The organism is uncultured Clostridium sp. (assembly GCF_947039605.1).
Classification (GTDB): domain Bacteria; phylum Bacillota; class Clostridia; order Clostridiales; family Clostridiaceae; genus Sarcina.
In genome coordinates, this window is sequence record NZ_CAMQZG010000003.1 from 66,862 (window position 1) to 89,707 (window position 22,846).

Sequence of the window (22,846 nt, forward strand, 5' to 3'; positions counted from 1 at the left end):
TTTATTCTTCATCTCCAAACTTTTTAAACTTTTTAATTTTTTTAAATCCTTCATTTTTTATATACCTTCTATAAACTAATACTACAGCTAAAAATATTGCTACTGATAGCACTGCATTCTGTTCATAAAACATATAGCTTGTTATCGCCAAAACAAAACCTATTAAACCAGCTACCAAATCCCTTTTCTTTAAACTGTTCATCGTGCGTACTCTCCCTTACTTAATAATTTACTATTCCATTATGCCATTAAACTTGATATAGTTAAACCTAATGATAAAATTTTTTTGGAGGTTATGATATGACTTTAAATATAGCACATAGAGGTTTTTCAGCATTATATCCTGAAAATACGATGCTTGCATTTGAAAAAGCTAAAATAGAAGGGTTTTGTGATGGTATTGAACTTGATGTGCAACTTACGAAAGATAATATTCCAGTTATAATACATGATGAAGAACTTGAAAGAACAACTGGTATTAAGGGACTTGTTAAAGATATTACTTATTCTGAAATCAGAAAACTTAATGCAGGTTTAAATCAAAAAATTCCAAGTCTTGAAGAATACTTAGAATTTGCAAAAGAAAAGAAAATATTTACTAATCTTGAACTTAAAAATAGTATTTTAGAATACAAAGGTCTTGAAGATATTTCATTAAACCTAATTCATAAACTTGGGCTTGAAAAAGATATCATCTTATCATCTTTTAATCATGAATCAATGATTAAAGTAAAGGAACTTGATGAAAATATGAAGACAGGTCTTCTTTACGATTGTCTTTTATTTAATCCACAAAAGTATTGTAAATCCTGTGGTGCTGATGCTATGCATCCTAACTTCCGTTCATTACTACTTAGCAAAAAAAGTCTAAAAAATATGCTAGATAGTGGAATAGATGTTAATAGCTATACTATAAATAAAGAAAAGCATATGATTAAATTTATAAATGAGGGTATCTCAGCAATAATAACTAATCATCCTGATAAATTGCATGAAATACTTAAATCAAATTTAAAATAAATAAAATGAGCACACCTAGTTCGGTGTGCTCATTTCTTATATTAAAGATTCTTCTATAAAACTTAAATCTCTATTTACAATAAACTTTCCATGATAACTGCTTGGACTTTCATTTTTCATAGTCCTAATTGCTTCCTCATATGTAAACCATTCTAATTTAATACCTTGATTTATTTCATTTTCAGAAAGTGATATCTGTGTTTTTTCAATTATCTTGCCTTTATAAGCAAATGATAACTGCATTAAATTTGTGTCATCAGAATATTCTATTATAAGCCCAATATCTTCTTTTAGCTCTATTTTATATCCTGTTTCTTCTTCAACTTCTCTCTTTGCTGCTTCTTCTTTACTTTCGCCCTTTTCGATAGCCCCACCAGGAAGTTTATGGTACCCTTCATTGCTTACATTTAATAATGCTATTTCATTTTGCTCATTAACCAAAACTACTCTTGCAGTTCTTCTTAAATTATAAACCCTATCTTTTTTATTACTAACAAATCCCAAATCTTTATTAAATATCTCTTTTATAAGCTTCATGTTCTATCTCCCTTTGAACAAATTTCTAGATAATTATATCTTATTTATTTCATTAAGTGTATAAAAAAAATATTAACTTTCTACATATTTTGTATATTTTTTTAGTACTACTTTTAATATCTACCTATATTTTCATTATTTTTTATAAATAACTCATATTATTATAACTCTCTAAAATACTTTGTATGACTCTTGGATCTTCTATAATAAAATTGCTATTCTCAACAACTTCATAAGCAACACCACAATATAAAAGTGCTGAGATTGGTATTATTTTAAACGGCACCGCATTAATACAAACTATTACTATTCCTCCTAATATCAGTGCATACATCCCAGCTCTTTCTCTTGTGTAAAATTTCTTTATCTTCCTTTTAATTATTCTTGGTGTCGGAAGTTCTATAACGGCTATCATACATACCCCTCTTTATTTAATTAATTATAACTAAATATATTTATTGAAAATATATTTTATGTATAAAAAAACTTGCCATAAAATATGACAAGCTTTTTATTAATATATTTCTTTAGTTCTTTTTAACTTTTCTACAATTTTTAACTCTAGCCCAACTTTTTTAGCTATTGTTTCAACATCTAAAACATCTAAAAGTTCAGTAGCTATTTTAACTTTTTCACTTTTAGCACTATCAGATGCTGCTTTTTTAATTATTTGATTCTCTAGTTCATTCTCTAAAGATTCATTTTCATAAGTATCTAGATATGAATGATACTCCGAACCAATTTTATATCCTGTAATACCATCCATGCTAACATTATCTGCAGAATTAAATATTGATTTATCAACATCTTTAAATTTAGTTTTCATATCTGCTATCATATCTTTTATTTCAGTTCTTTTATTACCAATTTTTTTAGCAGCAACCATACAAGCACAATTAAGTGGCCATATGCCGGCATTTTGTATCCAACTTTTGATAGATTCCTCTTCTATATAGTACATAGGTCTAATAAGTTCTATCCCCTCAAAATTAGCTGCTTTAAGTTTTGGAAGCATTGTTTTAAAATTACCACCATATAGTATATTAAGCATTGTTGTTTCTATTGCATCATTAAAATGATGCCCTAATGCAAGCTTATTACACCCTAATTCTTTAGCCTTTGTATATAAAGAACCTCTTCTCATTCTTGCACACATATAGCAAGGATAATCCTTTGCTATTTTATCAACTACTTCAAATATACCAGAGTCATATACTGTAAGTGGTATATCTAAATACTCACAATTATCTTCTAATAATTCTCTAATGTTTTTATGATAACCTGGATCCATTGCAATAAATTCTAAATCAAAATTAACTTTACCATGTTTTTTAAGTTCTTGAAATAGTTTTGCCATTATAAGAGAGTCTTTTCCCCCTGATATAGCAACACCTATTTTATCACCTTCTTGAACAAGATTATAATCCTTTATAGCTTTTATAAACTTTGTCCAAACTTTTTTTCTATATGTTTTAATTAAACTTCTTTCTATTTCAGCAAGTGGTTTCCTTTCATTGAAAGGTATTAAAATATCACATCCTGCTCCAGCTAAATCGCTCATACTCTTCACCTCTTTGTTCTAAAAATCCATATATAATTATATCTCATATAGTTTTTTTTTAATAGCTATAATTTTCAAAATAAAAAACTACTTAAATATAATTCACTTTTTATTTTTACTTAAACTTACATTTTTGGTATAATAAGTAAAGAATTGTGAAGAGGGGTGTTTTTTAATGAAAGCTGTTATTACAGTAGTAGGAAAAGATAGAGTTGGAATTATTGCCGAAGTAGCCAACTTATTATCAGAAAACAATATAAATATATTAGATATAAGTCAAACAATTATGGAAGACTATTTTACAATGATGATGATTACTAGTTTTTCAAACTCAACTAAAGATTTTGGAGCTATGAGAAAAGTACTTACTGACTACTCAAAAACTGCTGCAGTTGATATATCTGTTCAACATGAAGATATATTTAACTCAATGCATAAAATATAGGAGGTTTTTATGATAACTCAAAATGAAGTCATAGAAACGCTTTCTATGATAAACGAACAAAACCTTGATGTTAGAACAACTACACTAGGGCTTTCGCTACTTGACTGCGCTAGTGATAATATTGATAGAGTTTGTGAAAAAGTATATGATAAAATAACTACAAATGCTAAAAACTTAGTTAAAGTAGGTGAAGATATAGAAAAGGAATATGGTATTCCTATAATAAATAAAAGAATATCTGTAACACCAATATCTTTAATAGCTGCAAGTACAGGTGCAGAAAGTTATGTTCCTATAGCAAAAGCTATGGATAGAGCTGCTAAAGAAGTCGGTGTTAATTTTATAGGTGGTTTCTCTGCATTAGTTCACAAAGGATTTACTAATAGTGATTTAACTCTTATAAACTCAATACCAGAAGCACTAAAAGAAACTGATATTGTTTGTTCTTCTGTCAACATAGGTTCTACTAGATATGGTATAAATATGGATGCTGTAAAACTTATGGGTGAAATAACAAAGAAAACTGCTAATATTACACCTGATGGTTTTGGTTGTGCAAAGCTTGTTATATTTTGTAATGCTGTTGAAGATAACCCATTTATGGCTGGTGCTTTCCATGGAACTGGTGAAGCTGAAAAAATTATAAATGTAGGGGTAAGTGGACCTGGCGTTATTAAAAGAGCTCTTGAAAATATTCGTGGTCAGAATTTCCAAGAAGTTGCTGAAACTATCAAAAAGACTGCATTCAAAATTACAAGAATTGGCCAACTTGTTGCAAATGAAGCATCTAGAAGGCTGGATATTCCTTTTGGAATTGTTGATTTATCACTAGCACCAACACCTGCTGTTGGGGATTCTGTTGGAAGAATCCTTGAAGAGATGGGTCTTTCAAACTGTGGAACTCATGGGACAACAGCTGCCCTTGCTATGCTTAATGATGCTGTAAAAAAAGGCGGACTTATGGCTTCATCATCTGTAGGAGGTCTAAGTGGTGCTTTTATACCTGTATCCGAGGATGAATGTATGATTGAACAAGTTGCAAATGGATTCTTAAATATAGAAAAATTAGAAGCTATGACTTGTGTTTGTTCTGTTGGACTTGATATGCTTGCTTTACCTGGAAAAACATCAGCAGCTACTATTTCAGGAATAATTGCTGATGAAGCTGCAATTGGTATGATTAACAATAAAACAACTGCTGTTAGATTAATACCAGTCCCTGGGAAAGATGTTGGGGACATAGTTGAATTTGGTGGTCTTCTTGGGACCGCACCAATAATGAGAACATCACCTGGAAATTGTGATTTATTTATTGAAAGAGGCGGTAGAATTCCTGCACCACTTCACTCATTAAAAAATTAATATAAAAAATAGCGTTACAAATTTAAAATTTGTAACGCTATTTTTTTAAACTATATGAAATTAAGTATTTTTAGATATCTGGTGTTTCATTATATATATTTTCTAATGAATCTGGTTTTTCATTCATTATGCCAAGTTTATCAAATATTATAAAAGATCCACTTAGAATAACAGCAACTATAGTTGCAAGTCCCATACCACTAAGATCTACTGATCCAATGTTTACAGACATTCCACTTATACCCACAATGAATACAACTGATGTTAAAACTAAATTTCTAGCTTTTGAATAATCAACTTTAGCTTCTACGAATGTTCTTATTCCAGATGCTGCTATACTACCAAAAAGTAATATACTAACTCCTCCAATTACTGGCTGAGGTATACTTTTGATTAACATTGCAAGCGTACCTGAGAAAGCAAGTATAATTGAAAGAACACCAGCTCCTGCTATTATATACACACTATAAACTTTACTTATAGCCATAACTCCTATGTTCTCTCCATAAGTAGTTGTTGGTACTGATCCAAAGAATCCTGAAATAACTGTTGAAATCCCATCTCCAAGAAGTGATCTATGAAGACCTGGTTCTTTTGCTAAATCCTTCCCTACAACACTACTAGTAACCGCTAAATGTCCAATATTTTCTGCAATTACAACAAGTGTAACAGGAATAATTGTTAATATGGCATCCATATTAAATTTAACTATTTGCATGTGTGGAATTGCTAGAAAACTTGCTGATTTAACCTCAGTAAGATCTACTATCCCAAATGCCATTGATACTAGATATCCAACAATTATACCAATTAATATTGGTATAATTTTTAAGAATCCTTTGCAAAGAACTGTTGTTAAAATTATAGTTACAAGCGTAATCATAGCAATTAATATATGAAGTGGATTAGCTGCACTTCCATTCATTGAAAATCCTGAATCTTTAGCTGCATTTCCAGCCATACTAAGACCAATTATAACAATGATAGCTCCCATTGAAGCAGGTGGGAAAATTTTATTTATCCAGCCTGTCCCAGTAAATGCTACTATAAGACCAACTCCAGCAAAAATTAAACCTGATACTACAAATCCACTCTGTATTTCTGCAAATGAAAATCCATTTTTTTGAAGCATTAATACTGGTGCAATAAATGCAAAACTCGATCCTAAAAAAGCTGGAATCTTACGTTTTGTAAGTATTGCATAGATTATAGTACCTATACCATTAAATAAAAATACTGTTGCAGGATCAATATTGAATAATATAGGAACAAGGACTGATGCCCCAAACATTGCAAATAAATGTTGTATGCTTAAAGGCAATCCTCTTTTAAATGGCACCTTATCCTCAATTCCTATAAAATCCTTCTTTGCTGCTTGTTGAGACTGTGTCTCTACCTTTTGACTTTTCATATATGCCCCCTTCTTAGCCTCTCTGGACTAAATTAAAAGTTTTCCTTCAAAGAATATCATACTAATGGTATCAATACAATAGGCTTTTCATTTTAATTATGCTATAATAAGCAATTGAGATAAGAATTTTTTAACTTTTTACTATGTAAACACATTAACTTTTTAGTTAATTAATAAATGTAAATTCGAAAGGAAGTATAGAATGATTACTGTTACTAATGTAAGCTTAAGATTTGGGGAAAGAAAACTTTTTGAAGATGTTAATTTAAAGTTTAACCCAGGAAATTGTTATGGAGTTATTGGTGCTAATGGTGCTGGTAAATCTACATTTCTAAAAATATTATCAGGAGAAATAGAGCCTAATACAGGAGATATTACTCTTGCACCACACTCAAGAATGTCTGTTCTTAGTCAGAACCACAATGAATTCAATGATATTGAAGTTCTTAAAACTGTTATGATGGGAAATAAAAGATTATTTGAAATCATGGAAGAAAAAGATACTTTATATGCTAAAGAAGACTTTTCAGATGAAGATGGAATAAAAGCTTCAGAACTTGAGGGTGAATTTGCTGAAATGAATGGTTGGGAAGCTGAATCAGATGCTTCTGCATTACTTCAAGGACTTGGAATTGCTCCCGATTCACACTTCAAAAATGTTGGAGAATTAAAAGGGGACGAGAAAGTTAAAGTTCTTTTAGCACAAGCTTTATTTGGTAAGCCAGATTTACTTATTCTAGATGAGCCTACTAACCACTTAGACCTTAAAGCTGTTGAATGGCTTGAAACATTTATCGCTGGTTTTGAAGGTACTGTTATAGTTGTATCTCACGATAGACACTTCTTAAACATGGTATGTACACAAGTATGTGACGTAGACTTTGGAAAAATCAAATTATTCGTAGGTAACTATGATTTTTGGTATGAATCAAGTCAACTTGCTCTTCAAATGTCTAAAGACCAAAATAAGAAAAAGGAAGAGAAAATTAAAGATTTACAAAACTTTATTGCTAGATTTAGCGCTAACGCTTCTAAATCAACACAAGCTACATCAAGAAAGAAACTTTTAGATAAGATTACACTTGATGATATCCAACCTTCAAGCAGAAGATATCCATTCGTTGGATTTAAACCTGAAAGAGAAGTTGGAAATGATGTTTTAACAGTTTCTGGATTAACAAAAACTGTTGATGGTATTAAAGTTTTAGATGATGCTAGCTTTATTCTTGGTAAAAATGAGAAAATTGCATTTGTCGGTGATGAAATCGCTGTATCAATATTATTTAAAATACTTGCTGGTGAACTTGAGCCAGATGCTGGAACAGTTAAATGGGGTGTAACAACTTCAAGAGAATACTTCCCTAAAGATAACTCAAAATACTTTGATGGTTTCGAGTATTCACTTGTTGAATGGTTACGTCAGTATTCAGAAGAAAAATCTGAAAGTTATTTAAGAGGATTCCTTGGAAGAATGTTATTCTCTGGAGAAGAAGCTCTTAAAAATGCTGATGTATTATCAGGTGGAGAAAAAGTTAGATGTATGTTATCAAAAATGATGCTTAGCCCAGCTAATATCTTAATTCTTGATCAACCTACTAACCACTTAGACCTTGAGTCAATCACAGCACTTAACAATGGACTTATGGATTATAAAAGTATCTTATTATTCGCATGTCATGACCACCAATTTGTTGAAACAATAGCTACAAAAGTCATTGAAATCAATGATGGTGCTGTTAAGTTTAACAAAGAATGTTCATATGATGAATATTTAAGCCAAAAATAATTAATAGAATAAAAAAACAGCTAGGAAATATTTCCTAGCTGTTTTTTTATTCTATTAATTATTTTCTTTATTCATCTCATTATATTCTTCACATTCACAAATTTTCTTATCAATAAGTCGCATTAGTTCAACTTTTCTTCTAATCCTTCTTTTCTTTTTCATACTAGAATTTCTTTTTAGTGCTTTTCTTCTCATTTAAATGTGCTCCTAAGATGTAAATTTATTATTTGTAACTGCTAAACTTTACCCATCTTTTCACACATATTAATAATACTACACTAACATAATAACATCTTTTTGAAAGAATTACACAAAAAATTATTAATTAAATGAATTCTCTTCTGCTACTTTCTTTATCCAATGACCAGATTTTTTTACCTTTTTTTCTAAAGTTTTTAAATCAAGAGAAATAAACCCATACCTATTCTTATATGAATTACACCATGACCAACAATCTATTGGTGTCCATAAGTGATATCCAAAACAATTCGTCCCGTCTTCTATAGCTTTATGAAGGAATATAAGATGTTCTTTTATAAATTCAATTCTATATTCATCATCTATAGTTCCATCTTCACCTTTAAACTTCTCTTCCCCTTCAACCCCCATACCATTTTCTGCTATATACCATTTAATATTCCCATAATTTTCTTTAATATTTATAGCAATATCATAAATAGCCTTAGGATATATCTCCCAACCTCTATGCTCATTTATTCTTCTACCAGGCATTAAATAGTTTTCAAAATACTTATCTGGCATCCATGTACTTTCTGTATATTCTGTTTCTCTAGCCATTACTCGTCTTGGTTGATAATAATTTATTCCAAGGAAGTCTACTATACCCTCATGGAATATTTGACTATCCCCTTCTTCTGTTTCCCACAAAACATTATCCCTCTTTAATATATTAACTAACTTTTCTGGGAACTCTCCATTTACTGCCGGGTCTAAGAACATTCTATTAAAGTATAAATCAGCTATATCAGATGCTTCTAAATCTTCTACTGAATTAGTTTTTGGATATGATGGTGTTAAATTAAGTATTATCCCTATTTCTCCACCATAATTACCTTTTTTATAGGCTGCAATAGCCTTTGCTGATGCAAGTGCTATATGATAAGCTGTTTGATTAGCTTTTCTACCATCAACTACGCATGGATAATGGAATTTGTATAGATACTGTCCTTCAACAACAACTATCGGTTCATTAAATGTAGCCCAATGTTTTACTCTATCACCAAATAACTCAAAACATTTTTCTGCAAATTGAACAAATAAATCAACTACTTTTCTTGATTCCCATCCACTAAATTTCTCATAAAGTTCTACTGGTAAATCAAAATGATGTAAGTTCATAACTACTTCTAAGCCATTTTCAATTGACTCATCTATTACATCATTATAGAATCTTACTCCATCCTCACAAACTTCACCTGTTTCTAAATTTTTTATAAGTCTTGACCACTGAATTGATGTTCTATATGAATTCAGACCTATTCCTTTTAACATTTTTATATCTTCTTTATAACTATTATAAAAGTTTGAAGCTATGCATGGTCCTACACCATTATGGAAAGTTTCCTTTGATACCTCAAACCAATGATCAAATATATTTTTGTTAGCTTTATTAAAAGTCCCTTCTGATTGTGGTCCTGATGTTGCAGCTCCCCACCAAAAGTTCTCTGGAAATACCTTTTTCATATTAAATTCCCCCTACAAAAATCTTTTATACTCTTATAATAAAAAAATTTAACAATAAAATCATCCACTGTATAGACAATTTTCTTATTTTAAATTTATAATTAACTTAATAAGGGGTGACTAAATTTGAATTGTAAAGATATAACTAAAGATTTAATACAACAAATAATTACCGGTGAGTTAAAAGAATTATCAAAAATTGATTCTGAAAATAAACTTGCCCAAAAGTACGATTGTAATAGGCATACTGTTCGAGCTGCTATAAAAGATTTAATAGATAAAGGTTATATTATAAAACCTCATAACGGTTCGAGCTATGTTAATAATCTTCCTGAAAACCATATACTCAACCTTTCTTCAATGTGTGAATTGCATGTGCCTGAAAAACTTAGCACAAAAGTTCTAAGCTTTAAACAAAAAGAAGTTTCAACTGCAATTTCTGAAAAATTAGAAATTCTAAAAGGTAAAAAAGTTTGGAAAATAATTAGAGCTAGATATGTAAATGATAAATTTAAGCATATTGAATATATCTATATGCCAGTTAGCTTGTTTCCTGATTTAACGCTAGATATATGTAAAGAAAGTGTTTTAACTTATATAGATTCTAAAGAAGAATTTAATATTTCTCACTCATATAAAACAATCGAAGCTTGTTTTTTCTCTACTAAAGAGTGCGAATTATTAGACCTACCTATAAATTCACTTGCACTCAAAATTGAGAACTTAGCATTTTTAAGCAATGGCCGTCCTTATGAATATTCAATAAATAAACATTTCAATCAAAAAATTGATTTCTTTGCTAAAAGATAAAGGTGCTGCATTTATACATGCAACACCTTTCCTTATATCTTCATAGCAAATAAATCTTTTTTAACCTTTAATTTATATATTAAGAAGGATATTACCCCTTTAAACATACTTGATACAGCTATACTAATCCATATTCCATTAACTCCCCATATTTTTATAAATACTAGTGCCATTGGAATTCTGAGTGCAGTAAATACCATACTGACTATAGATGGTATCTTAGGCTTTCCAAGACCTGTATATAAACCATTTGAAATAACCTCTACTGCTGAGAAAATTTGTGCAAGTCCAACTATTCTTAAATAATCAGCTGCAATTTCAATTGTTTCTTTCTGTCTTACAAATAAACATACTATTTGTTTTGGAATTGCTAAGAATATTATAGTTGTTATAATTGCATAAATCATCCCAACTATAAGTGCTTTATCATACCCTTTATCAACTCTATCATATTTTTTCGCGCCAAAATTTTGCCCTATATAAGCACCAACAGCACCATTTAGTCCACCTATAACCATATATGTTATAGATTCAACTTGTAGCCCTATTTTTTGTGCTGCTATAGCATCTGTACCAAAACTTGAAACTACTCTTGCAAGAACTATATTAACAAGTGTAAATAAACTTCTTTGCATTGCCATAGGAACTCCAAGTTTAAATACTAACTTTAATTTTCCACCTGAGATTTTAGTATTAAAATCATATTTAAATGGTGAACTCTTAACAAATGTAAATAATAAAAACATAATTATTTGCGCTATTAAAGTTGCAATAGCTGCACCTGTTACCCCTATCTTAAAAACATAAATAAATATAGGGTCTAATATTATATTTAATACTATACCTGTTGTACTAATTTTAAGTGCTAATTTATTATTTCCAAAACTATTTAATACCCTTGAATACATCATATTAAAACATGAAAAAATTAAAACTATTGCACTTACTGCTAAATATTTAGTTGCTTCAACTGAAACATAGCTATTATGTAAATCAAAAAAGCCTATAAGATATTTTCTAAATACAATTAAAAATATTGCATATATAATTGCTACTATAGCCATTGAGAAAATACCTATATTTATATATTCTTTAATTTCATGGCTATCATTTTTACCTATAGCATGTGCTATTTTTATTCCAACACCAATTACTACCATTGATGATATTGAATACCCTAAAGATATAAAAAAGCTTGAAGTTCCTATTGCCGCAACAGCATCACTTCCAAGCCCTCCAACCCATAGCATATCTATTAAATTATACGCAAATTGCAAAAATGAACTACCCATTATAGGTATTGCAAGCGTTACTATAACTTTAAAAACATTTCCTTTTGTTAAATCTACTTTCTTCAAATATACTCTCCTTATTCTAATTTTAATATATGTCTTTTTTTCAATTCTTATGAATTATACCATATATACATAGAAATTTTTCAAAAAACCCACTATTATATTAACAAAATAATATTTGTTTCCTATGTGCAATGTTTAATCTCTATAGTATGTTAATTCGTTTACAGTTTCTTCTTATAAACCCTTTTTTTATTAAATTTATTTTAATTTAATTAAACCATGCTTGTTTTTATCTAAAAATATATTAAAATGTAATTACTAGAATATATGAAAAAGGCGGTATAATATGTACTTATCAAAATTCACAGATTACTCTTTTAGAGCTTTAATATATCTTGCTAATAATACTGATAGACTTTGCACTGTTGAAGAATTATCAACAAACCTTGATATATCAGAACATCACTTAAAAAAAATAATTCAAAAACTTGCTAAAACAGACTATGTAGTATCATTAAAGGGCAGGTCTGGTGGCTTAAAACTTGGTCTTGAGCCAAGTGAAATAGTTCTTAGTGAAGTTCTAAAGTTAACAGAAGAAAACTTAAACATTGCTGGTTGCTTCTCAAATCGTGGAGATTGTCCTATGATATCAAATGGTTGCAAGCTTAAATGTATAATGAATAACGCATTAAATTCTTTTATTCAAGAATTTTCACAACACACATTAGCAGATGTATTAACTGATAAAAAGTAATATTAAAATAAAAAGGAAGTATATCAAATTTTTGATATACTTCCTTCATTTTATTTAAAACCTTTAAGCAACTCTGCAAATGGATTATTAATATCAATATCCGCTTCTTGCTTCATTTTTTTCATCAATGTACTAACTTCTTTTTTGCTTACCTTTGATTTTTTGTCTGTAAATCTCTTTTTAAAGCCTTCTTCTTTCTCTTTAAAGCCACATCCCATACATACATATGCTCTAGAACCCTTTTTGCCTCTTAATTCGAGCTTTTTCTTGCACTCTGGACACCTAGCATTAGTTATCATTGAAAGACTCTCTCTATGTCCACAATCTCTATCTTGGCATACAAGCATCTTACCTTTCTTACCATTAACCTCTAAAAGGAACTTTCCACATTCAGGACATTTACTTCTTGTCATATTATCATGTACAAATTTGCTATCTGCACCTTTAATTTCTGAAACAACTTTTTGTGAGTATTCTCTCATCTCTGTAAGGAAAGTTTTTTGATTAAGTTTTCCTTTTTCTATCATAGATAATTTTTGCTCCCACTGTGCTGTTAAACTTGGTGTTTTAAGTCCCTCTGGTACAAGACCTAAAAGTTGTCTTCCTTTAGATGTTATAGTTATCTCTTTTCCATTTTTCTCTATCAAGAAACTATTGAAAAGTTTTTCCATTATATCTGCTCTAGTTGCAACTGTACCAAGACCACCAGTTTCTCCTATAGTCTTTTTAAGTTCACTACTATCCTCTGACATATACTTAACTGGATTTTCCATGGCTGATAAAAGTGTAGCCTCTGTAAATCTTGCTGGTGCCTTAGTTTTACCTGTTGTTACACTTACTGACTTAACTGATATATTTTTACCTTGTTCCATTAATGGCATCATTTGCTCTTTAACATCATCTGAATCTGAGTTTGAACCTTGTACTTCTTTCCATCCTAAAGATTTTATTGTTTTACCTTTAGCTTTAAAAGTTTCGCCTTCAATATTTAAAGTAACTGAAACTTCTTCATACTCACAAGGTGGTAGTAGTACTGATAAGAATCTTTTTGAAACTAAATCATATACTTTTCTCTCTTTATCACCCATAACACTAAAATCTGGTTTTTCTTCTGTAGGAATAATAGCATGATGGTCGCTTACTCTTGCATTATCTATAAATGACTTACTTGCTTTTATTTCTTTTCCAAGTATTTTAACTGAAAACTTACTAAGGTCTCCAACTGCACAAGCCTTAACTCTATCCTTTAAAGTTCCAACCATATCACTTGTTAAATATCTTGAATCTGTTCTTGGGTATGTTAAAACTTTATAACTCTCATAAAGTCTTTGAACTAAATTAAGCGTATCTTTTGGAGAATATCCATATCTGTTATTACACTCTCTTTGAAGTTCTGTTAAATCGTAAAGACTTGGTGCAAAATTCTTTTTATTAGTCTTTTTAACTTCTTTAACTAAAGCATTACTTTTATTTGTTTTACTTAAAACTTCTTGTGCTTTATCTTTTGCAAATGTTCTCACATTATTATTGTGATCTGCCCATGTAAATTTGACACCTTCGACATTTGCTTCAACACCATAAAATTCTTGTGGCTTAAAACTTCTTATTTCATCTTCTCTTGTAGCTATCATTCCAACTGTTGGAGTTTGAACTCTACCACAAGATAATTGTGCATTATGCTTGCAAGTTAATGCTCTAGTAGCATTTATACCTACAATCCAGTCAGCCTCTGCTCTTGCTTCTGCTGCTCTATATAAATTAATATATGCATTTCCATCTTTTAAATTTTTAAATCCATCTTTTATAGCTTTATCTGTAACTGATGAAATCCATAATCTTTTTATAGGTTTTTTAACCCCTACTTTTTCAAGTAACCATCTTGCAACAAGCTCACCCTCACGGCCTGCATCTGTTGCTATAATTATTTCAGTTACATCTTTTCTAGTTAAAAGGCCTTTAACTGTGCTATACTGCTTTCCTGTTTTAGGTAAAACCATTAACTTCATAAACTTTGGTAACATAGGTAGAGTATCTATCTTCCAATCTTTCCACTCTTTATTATAATCCTCTGGTGCTGCAAGACTTACTAAGTGACCCATAGCCCAAGTTACTACATATTTATCGCCTTCTAAAAATCCATTTCCACCTTTTCTACAATTAAGAACTCTTGCTATATCCTTACCAACAGATGGTTTTTCTGCTATTACTATTATCTTACTCATAAAAATCCCTCCTAAATACGTTTATTTTTCATCTTATTTTTTATATTATCATATAAAAAATCATCCATATTCTTAGTCCTTATCCACTCAAATTTTCTTTGATTATAAAACCTTATTCTATAATCACATATTTTTTTTCTTCTTTGAAACAGATTCACTACCCTACAACATTCTACCATACTACTATTTCTAATAAATGTTATTCTTCGAAGAAAAGAACCTGAACTAAAGACTAATATATCATCTTTTACGCCAACACCTGAATTTTCTTTGATTAAATATCTCCATAAAATCATAATTGGAATTGCAACTATACCTAGTAAATTTCTATTAAATATAAAATAAACTAAAATTGCAAATACTACTGAATAACTAGTCCATGAAATATAAAAATTATTAAATGATTTTTTAGGTGGTATACTTATCTCACCTTCAAATCTAAATTCTGGAACCATTTTTTTTATTATATTTCTAAAATCCACCTCAGTGCATAGAGGGAATATAACTTCATCTTCTCTCATTTCATTTCCATATCCTACAACAGATGCCTTTATTGTATAAAGATTAAGAATTTGATTAACAAAGTTCTGTTCTACTTTTATTGCATGTATATTATCAATCTTTATAGAATAACGTCTACGTACTATAAGCCCATAATTAATATATAAATGATTGTTCTTTCTATCAAGTTTAAATTTATAATATTTAGATATTATCCCCACAATAGAAAATGAAAGCACTATAGCTATACTAACCACCATTAATATAAGTATATATACAATAATACCAATTGTATTATATGTAGTCTTAAATCCATACTGTACATTGTAAATTATATACCCCTTTAGATCTTCCCCTATATGTTTATCAATTTCATTAACAAGATGTATTATTGAATAAATCATACCAATTCCAAGTAATATATTACTTCTAAGAGTAGATAAAATTAAAAGGTGTTTTGCTGAAATTTTATAAGATTTTTTACTATCTATCTCAAAATTCCCTTCATTTGATTCTTCGAGTGAAGTCATCACTTGCTGAAACTCTTTAACCTTATCTTTTTTAAGAACTAATATAATTGAAAAGCTTCTATCTTTTGGAGATATACTTTCTATCTTTATTCTACTAAGCCCAAGCATAATATGAATTATATTCCTATTAAACTCAATAAGCGATATGCTTGTAAGTGGTATTTTTATTTGTTCTGTCCTTAATATTCCTCTTTTATAAAACATATCTTCTTCATCAATTACTATAAATTCATTAAGCCATCTTAATACGCAAAAGGCAAATATTGATATAAAAATAATTAGTGTTCCAATCATCCCATAAGACAGACTTGGAATTGCCACAAAAATTATTATAGCCCAAAACCTTTTAACAATCTTATAAAAGTTAATAAAAATACTATACCAATGATTTTTATTATAATAAATCATAATTAATTTTCTCCATCAACTTTCATTATATTCCACAATTCAGACATCTTCTCATTACCTAATGCCTTTATCACACTATGCCCTGCTGTTGTATAAATCTTTAGGCTACTAATTCTTAAAATTCTATCTAAAGGGTCTTTTACCGATATTATGTATTTTATATTTTCTCTTGGTATATATACTGATTTTCTGAATAAAATTCCATATCTAATCTCTATCGCATCATCATCTATAAAATATTTATATGCTAAAAATTCTATAAATGGCATTGCTATACTTATAATTACTCCTATTACATTTATACTATAAACTAGTATTGCTACATAAATTATAAATTTTTCTGGTAAATATTCTTTAAATAACCTATATGAAATATTTAAAATACTAATTATTATAAGCCTACTCACCATAATTTTTAAAATATATCTTTTATTTAATCTATATTCCTTCATAAATACCTCTTTATCTTAAAGTCTATTTAATTATACAGTATATCCTGCATAATTGTTTAATATCTCTAAAATTCATTCAAAAAAAGACTAAATTTTAGTAGTCTTTAAACTCTAAATTTAGTCTTTTTAATATTATTAATTTATATCTTAGAAAGATTCATAATTAATATCTTCTTCTGCTACACCTAATTCTTTTAGTGACTCTTCTGTAGAAAGTAAGAAAGGCTTTGGCCCACAGAAGTAATATTCACCATCTTTTGGTAAATTTTCCATTATCCATTCTTTTGTTAAATATCCTGATAAATCATAATCTTTACCTTGAATATTTTCTTCCATTGGTCTTGTATAAACAACTGTATTATCAACTAATCCATTTTTTATATACTCTTCTATCTCTTCATGAAGTACTTGATACTCTGAATTTCTAAATATTTCTATATATTTAATATTTTTTCTTTTCCCAACAGCTTCGTGAAGCATTGAAAGAACAGGTGTTATTCCAATACCAGCACCTAGTAAAACTAATGGTTTTTCTAAATCTGCATTACCATCTAAGAAAAACTTTCCAGCTGGTGGTCTAACACCTATTATATCACCCTCTTGAACTATATCAGTTAAATAAACACTAGCTCTTCCATCTTCAACTTTTCTTATTGTTACTTTATAAAATTCAGTATTTGGTTTGTTTGATAAACTGTATGCTCTGACTACATCATATCTTTCATTACCTGAATTAATTTTTAAAGGTACAAACTGTCCTGCTTTTGGTAAAACAACCTTTTGTCCATCTACTGGTTTTAAATATAAAGATGATATATCTGCATTTTCCATTACTTTTTTATCTACAACAAAATCTTTAAACCCTTTCCACACTTGTACGTCATTTAAATTTTCCATAAGAAAATCCTCCTTTATGTCCATCTAAAAATTTTTTATTAATTTAAATTAAAACTTTGTATTTTATCATACGTTAAATATATAAAAAAATTATGTGTATTCTATAAAGATTTATTTACCTGTTTTTTTCAAGTATAAAAATACAAATAATTTTGGCATATATGCAGCAAGTTTACTCCAAATATATAAACTGCTTCCATATCTATTTGTCTTTTTTATTCCTTCACTTAAATATTCTTTTACTCTTTTTTCCTCTAAAATTTTAAGTATCAATTCTTTATTATCTTTATTTAAACTTGTTAAAATTTGATACATAATATGTTCAACTGCGAATTCTCTTGAAATAACTCTTTCAAAATCTATCCCTAGAACTTTTTTTCTTGATACAGAAACTAAATCATCAATTGCTTCTAATATACTGATATTTTTTTCTATATCAGCTATGCTAGTTAATGAGTCTTTTCTTTGATAATAATAAGCTAATGTATCATCAATTGTTTTCACCTTTACAGAACTCCATAATGATTTAAATATAAAGTTTAAATCTTCCATCGCATGTACATTTTCAATATAAGTTAAATTATTTTTTTCTATAAAATCACTTCTATATATAAGCGATGATGTCCAAAGTCTTAATTTATTGTTTTTATATGCTTCAAAAATTTCCATACCAGGAGATATACTATTAAAAAATGCAAATTCCTGTTTTGAGCTATTTCTAAGTGTATAATCTTCATTTACTCGTTCGTAGTCAAAAACTACTATTTCAGGATTGCTTCTTCTTGCTGCCTCTTTAACTACTTCGATTAATTTTTCATTTACATAATCATCTGAATCTAAAAATAATATGTATTCTGAAGAAACCTTACTAAGTCCTAAATTCCTAGCTGCACTCTGTCCTTTATTATCTGTTTTGTATATATCATATTTAAGTTCCGCATTCTCTAAATAGCTTTTTGCAACTTCATAAGAATCATCAGTTGACCCATCATCAACTAAAATAAGTTTTATGTCTTTGTCAGTCTGATTATTTAAAGAATCTAAGGCTTTCACTATAGTTTGCGTAGAATTAAACATTGGCATAACTATACTTAAAAATACCTTGTTATCCATTGCATAATCTCCTTTCTTTTCCTTTAATTTATCTTTATATTTATAATTACATAAAATCCTTGTTTAGTAAAGTCTTTTAAATGTAATAACCCTTATATTATATATATGTTATAATTTGAATAATTTACTATATAACCCGCAGGAGGATATTATGAAAAACACATTAGAAAATATCATGGAATTTAACGAAAAGTTTGTTGCTAATAAAGACTATACTAAATATATAGCATCTAAAATACCAAATAAGCAGGCTGTTGTAGTTTCTTGCATGGATACTCGTCTTACTGAACTATTACCTAAAGCCATGAATATAAAAAATGGTGATGTTAAAATAGTTAAAAATGCTGGTGCTACTGTAGTTCATCCATTTGGAAGTGCTCTTAGAAGTATTATTGTAGCTGTTTATGAATTTGATGCAAAGGATATTTTTGTAGTTGGCCACCATGGGTGTGGTATGAGTAATATTGAACCACTTCAAATGATAGAGAAAATGAAAGCTAAAGGTATAGCAGAGAGTACACTTAAAACACTTGAATACTCTGGAATAGATTTAACAAAATGGTTAAAAGGTTTTACCTGTGTTAAAGAATCAGTTACAGAAAGTGTTAATACAATAAAAAATCATCCACTTATGCCTATTGATGTAAATATTCATGGATTAATAATTGATTCTGAAACTGGAAAATTAGACTTAATAATAGATGGAACTAAATAAATCTAAACTAAAAAAACTATAATCCCTTTATCTTATGTAAAGGAATTATAGTTTTGATATTAATTAATATCTTTTATTGCAGCAATTGCATTTACAACAACACTTGTTACAACATTCATTTTTATAGCACTCAATTGTTCTATAAATCATATGGTAAGTTTTTTCTCTAAGGTCAGCTGCTTCTTCTTCTACTGCATCAGCCTCACATAATAACTCACTTGCTTTACATTGAGCTTCCATAGCTTTAGCTAATAATATCTCAACTTGCTCTTGATATTCTCTTGCTTTATCAATTTTTTTATTTGAATGATCTTCAAGTCTTAATAGACACTCTAACATTTCTTTCATTTCAGTTTCTAAGCATTTACATTCTTCACAGCTATCACATGCTTGTGCAGGTTTTGAACATCCACTATATTTTGAACAGCTTGATCCTTTTGAACAACTTGACCCTTTTGAATAACCTCCTGTACTTGCACAATTAGTAAATTTCATAGTATTTCCTGAGCACTTATAATAATTTCCCATAATAAAATAATCTCCTTTTATCTCTGTTATTAATCTTTTAGGTATAATACAATATATGATATTTCCTCTTTTATGGTACATAATTTTGGTTATTTTTTTTTTTTTTTGAAATACTATACTTTTTAAGCAAAAAAGGAATTTAAATATTATGAAAAACATTGTAACTAATTTAATTGTAAAAACTGGATTAAACACTACTAAAATGTTTAGATATGGTTCTATTGCTTGTTTCTCTTTATTTGCAATAATTTTCTTTTTTGGTGAAGATAATGTAATGTTAGCCTTTCCTATAGCACTAACTTCGATTGCATTATCTTTTGAAAACATAAGAATTAAAACGTTCAAAAAGATATTCAAGCTACTATCACTAGACTGTTCTCTTGTTATTTTATCTTATCTTGCAACTAAAAATCTTTATATTGGAATTTTTATAAATTCTATAACTATTTTTTTTATAGCATATTTTTTCACTTTTAGTTTTAACCCTAAAATTTATAAACCTTTTTTAATGTTATTTATTTTCACTAGTTTTTCTCACGATAACATTAATGGTTTACTAAATAAATTACTTGCTATTATTTTTGGTTGTCTTTTAGTTATTTTACTTAACTACATTTTTGATAAAAATAATAAAAATGATTTAATCTCTGATTTTCAAAGTATATTTAGCCTTCTTTCTCTCCAAATTGAAAATATTCTAAATTCTAACTTTGATTTAGAAATTTATAATAATATTAATAGAAACTTACGTAATATTAGTTATTCTATACATATTAGTAAATCATCTAAATATTTAACAACTTTAAATGGAAAGTTTAAACTTGAAATGTATTTACATATTTCTCTACTTAATAACCTTCTTTATAAAGAATTTCATATTGAGCCAAACACTAAACAAAGTTCTTTAGATATTTTAAATTATATTGCTTCCTATATTAAGAAATTAGAAATTAAAAATATCTATAGTATTGATAGCCTCTATTTTTTTAGTAATGAACTATATAAATTATTGTTTGAAAAAAAATTAGTAGATTCAAAAAACTTAGTATTTTTAATTAAAAATATTTCAATGACTTTATATAACTATAAAAATTCAACTACTAAAGAATTAAAAAGTCATTTCAAACCTTGGATTAGAAGTTCTTTACTAGGAAAGAACTCTTTGTTTAAACAAAATATTTTCAAAGGCTCTACTCGCCTATATTTTTCGCTTCGGTTATCTATAACTTTAACTAGTTGTCTATTCTTTTCTCATTTATTTGAAACATCAAAAATTATTTGGATAGCTATAACCATTATGTCTGTTATGCAAATTTATTATGAGGAAACTATTAGCAAAAGTAAGGATAGAATTAAAGGAAACTTTATAGGACTTTCTCTTTTTATTATTTTAAGTTTTTTACACATAAAAGAATTAGCTTGGATAGTTTTATTTTTATCTTTATTCTTAACTTATGGTTTTAAAGAATATTATAAGTTATCAATTTTCACTACTCTAGCCTCACTATCTGTTACCTCTATCTTCCTTCATATAAATGAAGTTGCACTTGTTCGTGCTAGTTTAGTCTTGCTAGGTCTTTTAATAGTATTTTTAGCTAATAAATTTTTATTTCCAACAAAAATTGAAAGAGGGATTCAGATATTAATTTCCAGATTACTTTTTTATAATTCCAAATTTATAGAATCTATAAATACTAATCATATTGAGGATCTTGCCTCCATTTTAATTTTAATTTCATTAACGAATGAAAAACTTTATACTAGAAATTTAATTCTTAAAAATACTGAAATAAATAATCTTATCAAACTAAATAATCTTACTATAATTGAAATAGCTTATTTTGAATTAATAAAATAATACTGTTACTTTTCACTTTAAACTTTCATTAATTTAGGATTGATATATACTATCTAAAGTGCTATAATACTTTAAAATCAGCTTTGTTAATTTTTTGTTAATAGAATTGATTTTTAATAAACAAAAGCATAAACAATAAAGAGTTTGTATTTTTAAAATTACTCTTTTAAAGTGGAGGTTATCACTATGGGATTTTTTGATGAACTAATTGGAGACGTTATCGGTGGTGCTGTTGAAGGTACTATTGAAGGTAAAATGCTAAATAGACAAATGAATAACAATAATAATAATATGTACAATGAAAATAGAATGTATAATGATGAAAGAATGATGCAGGATAGAATGCAACAAGATGATTTTGCTATGCAAAGAATGCAGCAAGATAGAATGCAACAAGATAGAATGGCTGAAGAACAAAAATTAAGCAACGAAAGAATGTTACATGAAAAAATAATGATGTATGAAAGAAAAATTGGTCGTCCTTTATCTTTAGAGGAAAGACATTCTATTCAGCAAAAATATTATGATAAACAACGAAGTGAACAAAATAGATTAATGCAAGACAGAATGCAACAAGATAGAATGATGCAAGACAGAATGCAGCAGGATAGAATATATGAAAACAGAATGCAAAATGATATGATGTATGAAAATAGATCACATCAAAATGATATGTACAATAACAACAATAACCGTAGCTCTGGTGGTGGTATGTTTGGTGGTAATAATAACGGTGGTGGCATTGGTATCGGTAGCCTTATAGCTGCTAATGTTGTCGGTGATGTTGTTGGCGATGTTGCTGAAAACTTTATTGATGATATATTTGGTGGAAATGATAGAGATAATAGAGATGATTATAATAACAATGATTATGATAATAACGATGATGATGGTTGGTTCTAATATCAAAATAAAAAGTGCCTGAAATTTCAGG

22 protein-coding genes and 1 pseudogene are annotated in these 22,846 nt (G+C 28.4%); 9 read left to right on the plus strand and 14 right to left on the minus strand.

Annotated features, from left to right (window positions below; genetic code table 11):
- Position 1 precedes the first annotated feature (1 nt).
- Positions 2-202: a hypothetical protein gene (locus Q0V24_RS02325; RefSeq protein ID WP_297518373.1), complete on the minus strand. Its 201-nt coding sequence runs from the start codon at positions 200-202 to the stop codon at positions 2-4.
- Between the two features lie 98 nt (positions 203-300).
- Between Q0V24_RS02325 and Q0V24_RS02330 the strand changes: the two genes are divergently transcribed.
- Complete coding sequence (locus tag Q0V24_RS02330) at positions 301-1,020, plus strand: glycerophosphodiester phosphodiesterase family protein (RefSeq protein ID WP_297518375.1); 720 nt, start codon at positions 301-303, stop codon at positions 1,018-1,020.
- A gap of 36 nt (positions 1,021-1,056) precedes the next feature.
- Here Q0V24_RS02330 and Q0V24_RS02335 read toward each other — a convergent pair whose 3' ends face one another.
- The 3 genes and pseudogenes from Q0V24_RS02335 to Q0V24_RS02345 all read right to left on the minus strand — a co-directional run.
- On the minus strand, positions 1,057-1,557 hold the full coding sequence (locus Q0V24_RS02335) for an NUDIX hydrolase (RefSeq protein ID WP_297518377.1): 501 nt from the start codon (positions 1,555-1,557) through the stop codon (positions 1,057-1,059).
- A gap of 142 nt (positions 1,558-1,699) precedes the next feature.
- Positions 1,700-1,972: a hypothetical protein gene (locus Q0V24_RS02340; protein ID WP_297518379.1), complete on the minus strand. Its 273-nt coding sequence runs from the start codon at positions 1,970-1,972 to the stop codon at positions 1,700-1,702.
- A 282-nt stretch (positions 1,973-2,254) separates the two neighbouring features.
- Positions 2,255-3,118: pseudogene (locus tag Q0V24_RS02345) on the minus strand (ATP-binding protein); the annotation flags it as partial.
- A 175-nt stretch (positions 3,119-3,293) separates the two neighbouring features.
- Between Q0V24_RS02345 and Q0V24_RS02350 the strand changes: the two are divergent.
- Both Q0V24_RS02350 and Q0V24_RS02355 read left to right on the plus strand, forming a co-directional pair.
- On the plus strand, positions 3,294-3,563 hold the full coding sequence (locus tag Q0V24_RS02350) for an ACT domain-containing protein (protein ID WP_297518381.1): 270 nt from the start codon (positions 3,294-3,296) through the stop codon (positions 3,561-3,563).
- Positions 3,564-3,572: 9 nt separating this feature from the next.
- The gene (locus Q0V24_RS02355; RefSeq protein WP_297518383.1) at positions 3,573-4,925 is read left to right on the plus strand and encodes a PFL family protein; all 1,353 of its coding nucleotides are present in this window, start codon (positions 3,573-3,575) and stop codon (positions 4,923-4,925) included.
- Between the two features lie 70 nt (positions 4,926-4,995).
- Here Q0V24_RS02355 and uraA read toward each other — a convergent pair whose 3' ends face one another.
- On the minus strand, positions 4,996-6,336 hold the full coding sequence (gene uraA / locus Q0V24_RS02360) for a uracil permease (protein WP_297518385.1): 1,341 nt from the start codon (positions 6,334-6,336) through the stop codon (positions 4,996-4,998).
- Positions 6,337-6,538: 202 nt separating this feature from the next.
- Here uraA and Q0V24_RS02365 point away from each other — a divergent pair, with 202 nt between their 5' ends.
- Positions 6,539-8,122 carry an ABC-F family ATP-binding cassette domain-containing protein gene (locus Q0V24_RS02365; RefSeq protein ID WP_297518387.1) on the plus strand — a complete coding sequence of 528 codons (1,584 nt, stop codon included), beginning with the start codon at positions 6,539-6,541 and terminating at the stop codon, positions 8,120-8,122.
- A gap of 54 nt (positions 8,123-8,176) precedes the next feature.
- On the opposite strand, the gene Q0V24_RS02370 is transcribed toward Q0V24_RS02365, so the two are convergent.
- Together Q0V24_RS02370 and Q0V24_RS02375 are read right to left on the minus strand one after the other, a co-directional pair.
- Entirely contained in the window at positions 8,177-8,317 is a 141-nt protein-coding gene (locus tag Q0V24_RS02370; RefSeq protein WP_297518389.1) for a hypothetical protein, read from the minus strand.
- A gap of 126 nt (positions 8,318-8,443) precedes the next feature.
- Positions 8,444-9,826 (minus strand): glycoside hydrolase family 1 protein, encoded by a 1,383-nt coding sequence (locus Q0V24_RS02375; RefSeq protein ID WP_297518391.1) that lies wholly within the window; start codon positions 9,824-9,826, stop codon positions 8,444-8,446.
- A gap of 126 nt (positions 9,827-9,952) precedes the next feature.
- Between Q0V24_RS02375 and Q0V24_RS02380 the strand changes: the two genes are divergently transcribed.
- Positions 9,953-10,636 carry a GntR family transcriptional regulator gene (locus Q0V24_RS02380; RefSeq protein WP_297518394.1) on the plus strand — a complete coding sequence of 228 codons (684 nt, stop codon included), beginning with the start codon at positions 9,953-9,955 and terminating at the stop codon, positions 10,634-10,636.
- A 32-nt stretch (positions 10,637-10,668) separates the two neighbouring features.
- Here Q0V24_RS02380 and Q0V24_RS02385 read toward each other — a convergent pair whose 3' ends face one another.
- On the minus strand, positions 10,669-11,994 hold the full coding sequence (locus Q0V24_RS02385) for an MATE family efflux transporter (RefSeq protein ID WP_297518396.1): 1,326 nt from the start codon (positions 11,992-11,994) through the stop codon (positions 10,669-10,671).
- 286 nt (positions 11,995-12,280) lie between these two features.
- On the opposite strand from Q0V24_RS02385, the gene Q0V24_RS02390 reads away from it, so the two are divergent.
- Entirely contained in the window at positions 12,281-12,688 is a 408-nt protein-coding gene (locus Q0V24_RS02390) for an Rrf2 family transcriptional regulator (protein WP_297518398.1), read from the plus strand.
- A 50-nt stretch (positions 12,689-12,738) separates the two neighbouring features.
- Here the strand turns inward: Q0V24_RS02390 and Q0V24_RS02395 are convergent, their stop codons facing one another.
- The 5 genes from Q0V24_RS02395 to Q0V24_RS02415 form a co-directional block, all read right to left on the minus strand.
- Positions 12,739-14,910: a DNA topoisomerase III gene (locus Q0V24_RS02395; RefSeq protein ID WP_297518400.1), complete on the minus strand. Its 2,172-nt coding sequence runs from the start codon at positions 14,908-14,910 to the stop codon at positions 12,739-12,741.
- An 11-nt stretch (positions 14,911-14,921) separates the two neighbouring features.
- Positions 14,922-16,349, minus strand: coding sequence for a PH domain-containing protein (locus Q0V24_RS02400; protein ID WP_297518402.1), 1,428 nt, complete (start codon positions 16,347-16,349; stop codon positions 14,922-14,924).
- A gap of 2 nt (positions 16,350-16,351) precedes the next feature.
- A complete protein-coding gene (locus tag Q0V24_RS02405) occupies positions 16,352-16,801 on the minus strand; it encodes a PH domain-containing protein (RefSeq protein ID WP_297518405.1) in 450 nt (149 codons plus the stop codon).
- 147 nt (positions 16,802-16,948) lie between these two features.
- Positions 16,949-17,698, minus strand: coding sequence for an FAD-binding oxidoreductase (locus Q0V24_RS02410; protein WP_297518407.1), 750 nt, complete (start codon positions 17,696-17,698; stop codon positions 16,949-16,951).
- A 111-nt stretch (positions 17,699-17,809) separates the two neighbouring features.
- Positions 17,810-18,811: a glycosyltransferase family 2 protein gene (locus Q0V24_RS02415; RefSeq protein WP_297518409.1), complete on the minus strand. Its 1,002-nt coding sequence runs from the start codon at positions 18,809-18,811 to the stop codon at positions 17,810-17,812.
- Positions 18,812-18,962: 151 nt separating this feature from the next.
- Here Q0V24_RS02415 and Q0V24_RS02420 point away from each other — a divergent pair, with 151 nt between their 5' ends.
- A complete protein-coding gene (locus Q0V24_RS02420; protein WP_297518411.1) occupies positions 18,963-19,526 on the plus strand; it encodes a carbonic anhydrase in 564 nt (187 codons plus the stop codon).
- A 63-nt stretch (positions 19,527-19,589) separates the two neighbouring features.
- Here the strand turns inward: Q0V24_RS02420 and Q0V24_RS02425 are convergent, their stop codons facing one another.
- Positions 19,590-20,054, minus strand: coding sequence for a hypothetical protein (locus tag Q0V24_RS02425; RefSeq protein ID WP_297518413.1), 465 nt, complete (start codon positions 20,052-20,054; stop codon positions 19,590-19,592).
- A gap of 202 nt (positions 20,055-20,256) precedes the next feature.
- Here Q0V24_RS02425 and Q0V24_RS02430 point away from each other — a divergent pair, with 202 nt between their 5' ends.
- Both Q0V24_RS02430 and Q0V24_RS02435 read left to right on the plus strand, forming a co-directional pair.
- On the plus strand, positions 20,257-21,912 hold the full coding sequence (locus Q0V24_RS02430) for an FUSC family protein (RefSeq protein ID WP_297518415.1): 1,656 nt from the start codon (positions 20,257-20,259) through the stop codon (positions 21,910-21,912).
- 186 nt (positions 21,913-22,098) lie between these two features.
- A complete protein-coding gene (locus Q0V24_RS02435) occupies positions 22,099-22,815 on the plus strand; it encodes a hypothetical protein (protein ID WP_297518417.1) in 717 nt (238 codons plus the stop codon).
- Positions 22,816-22,846 lie beyond the last annotated feature (31 nt).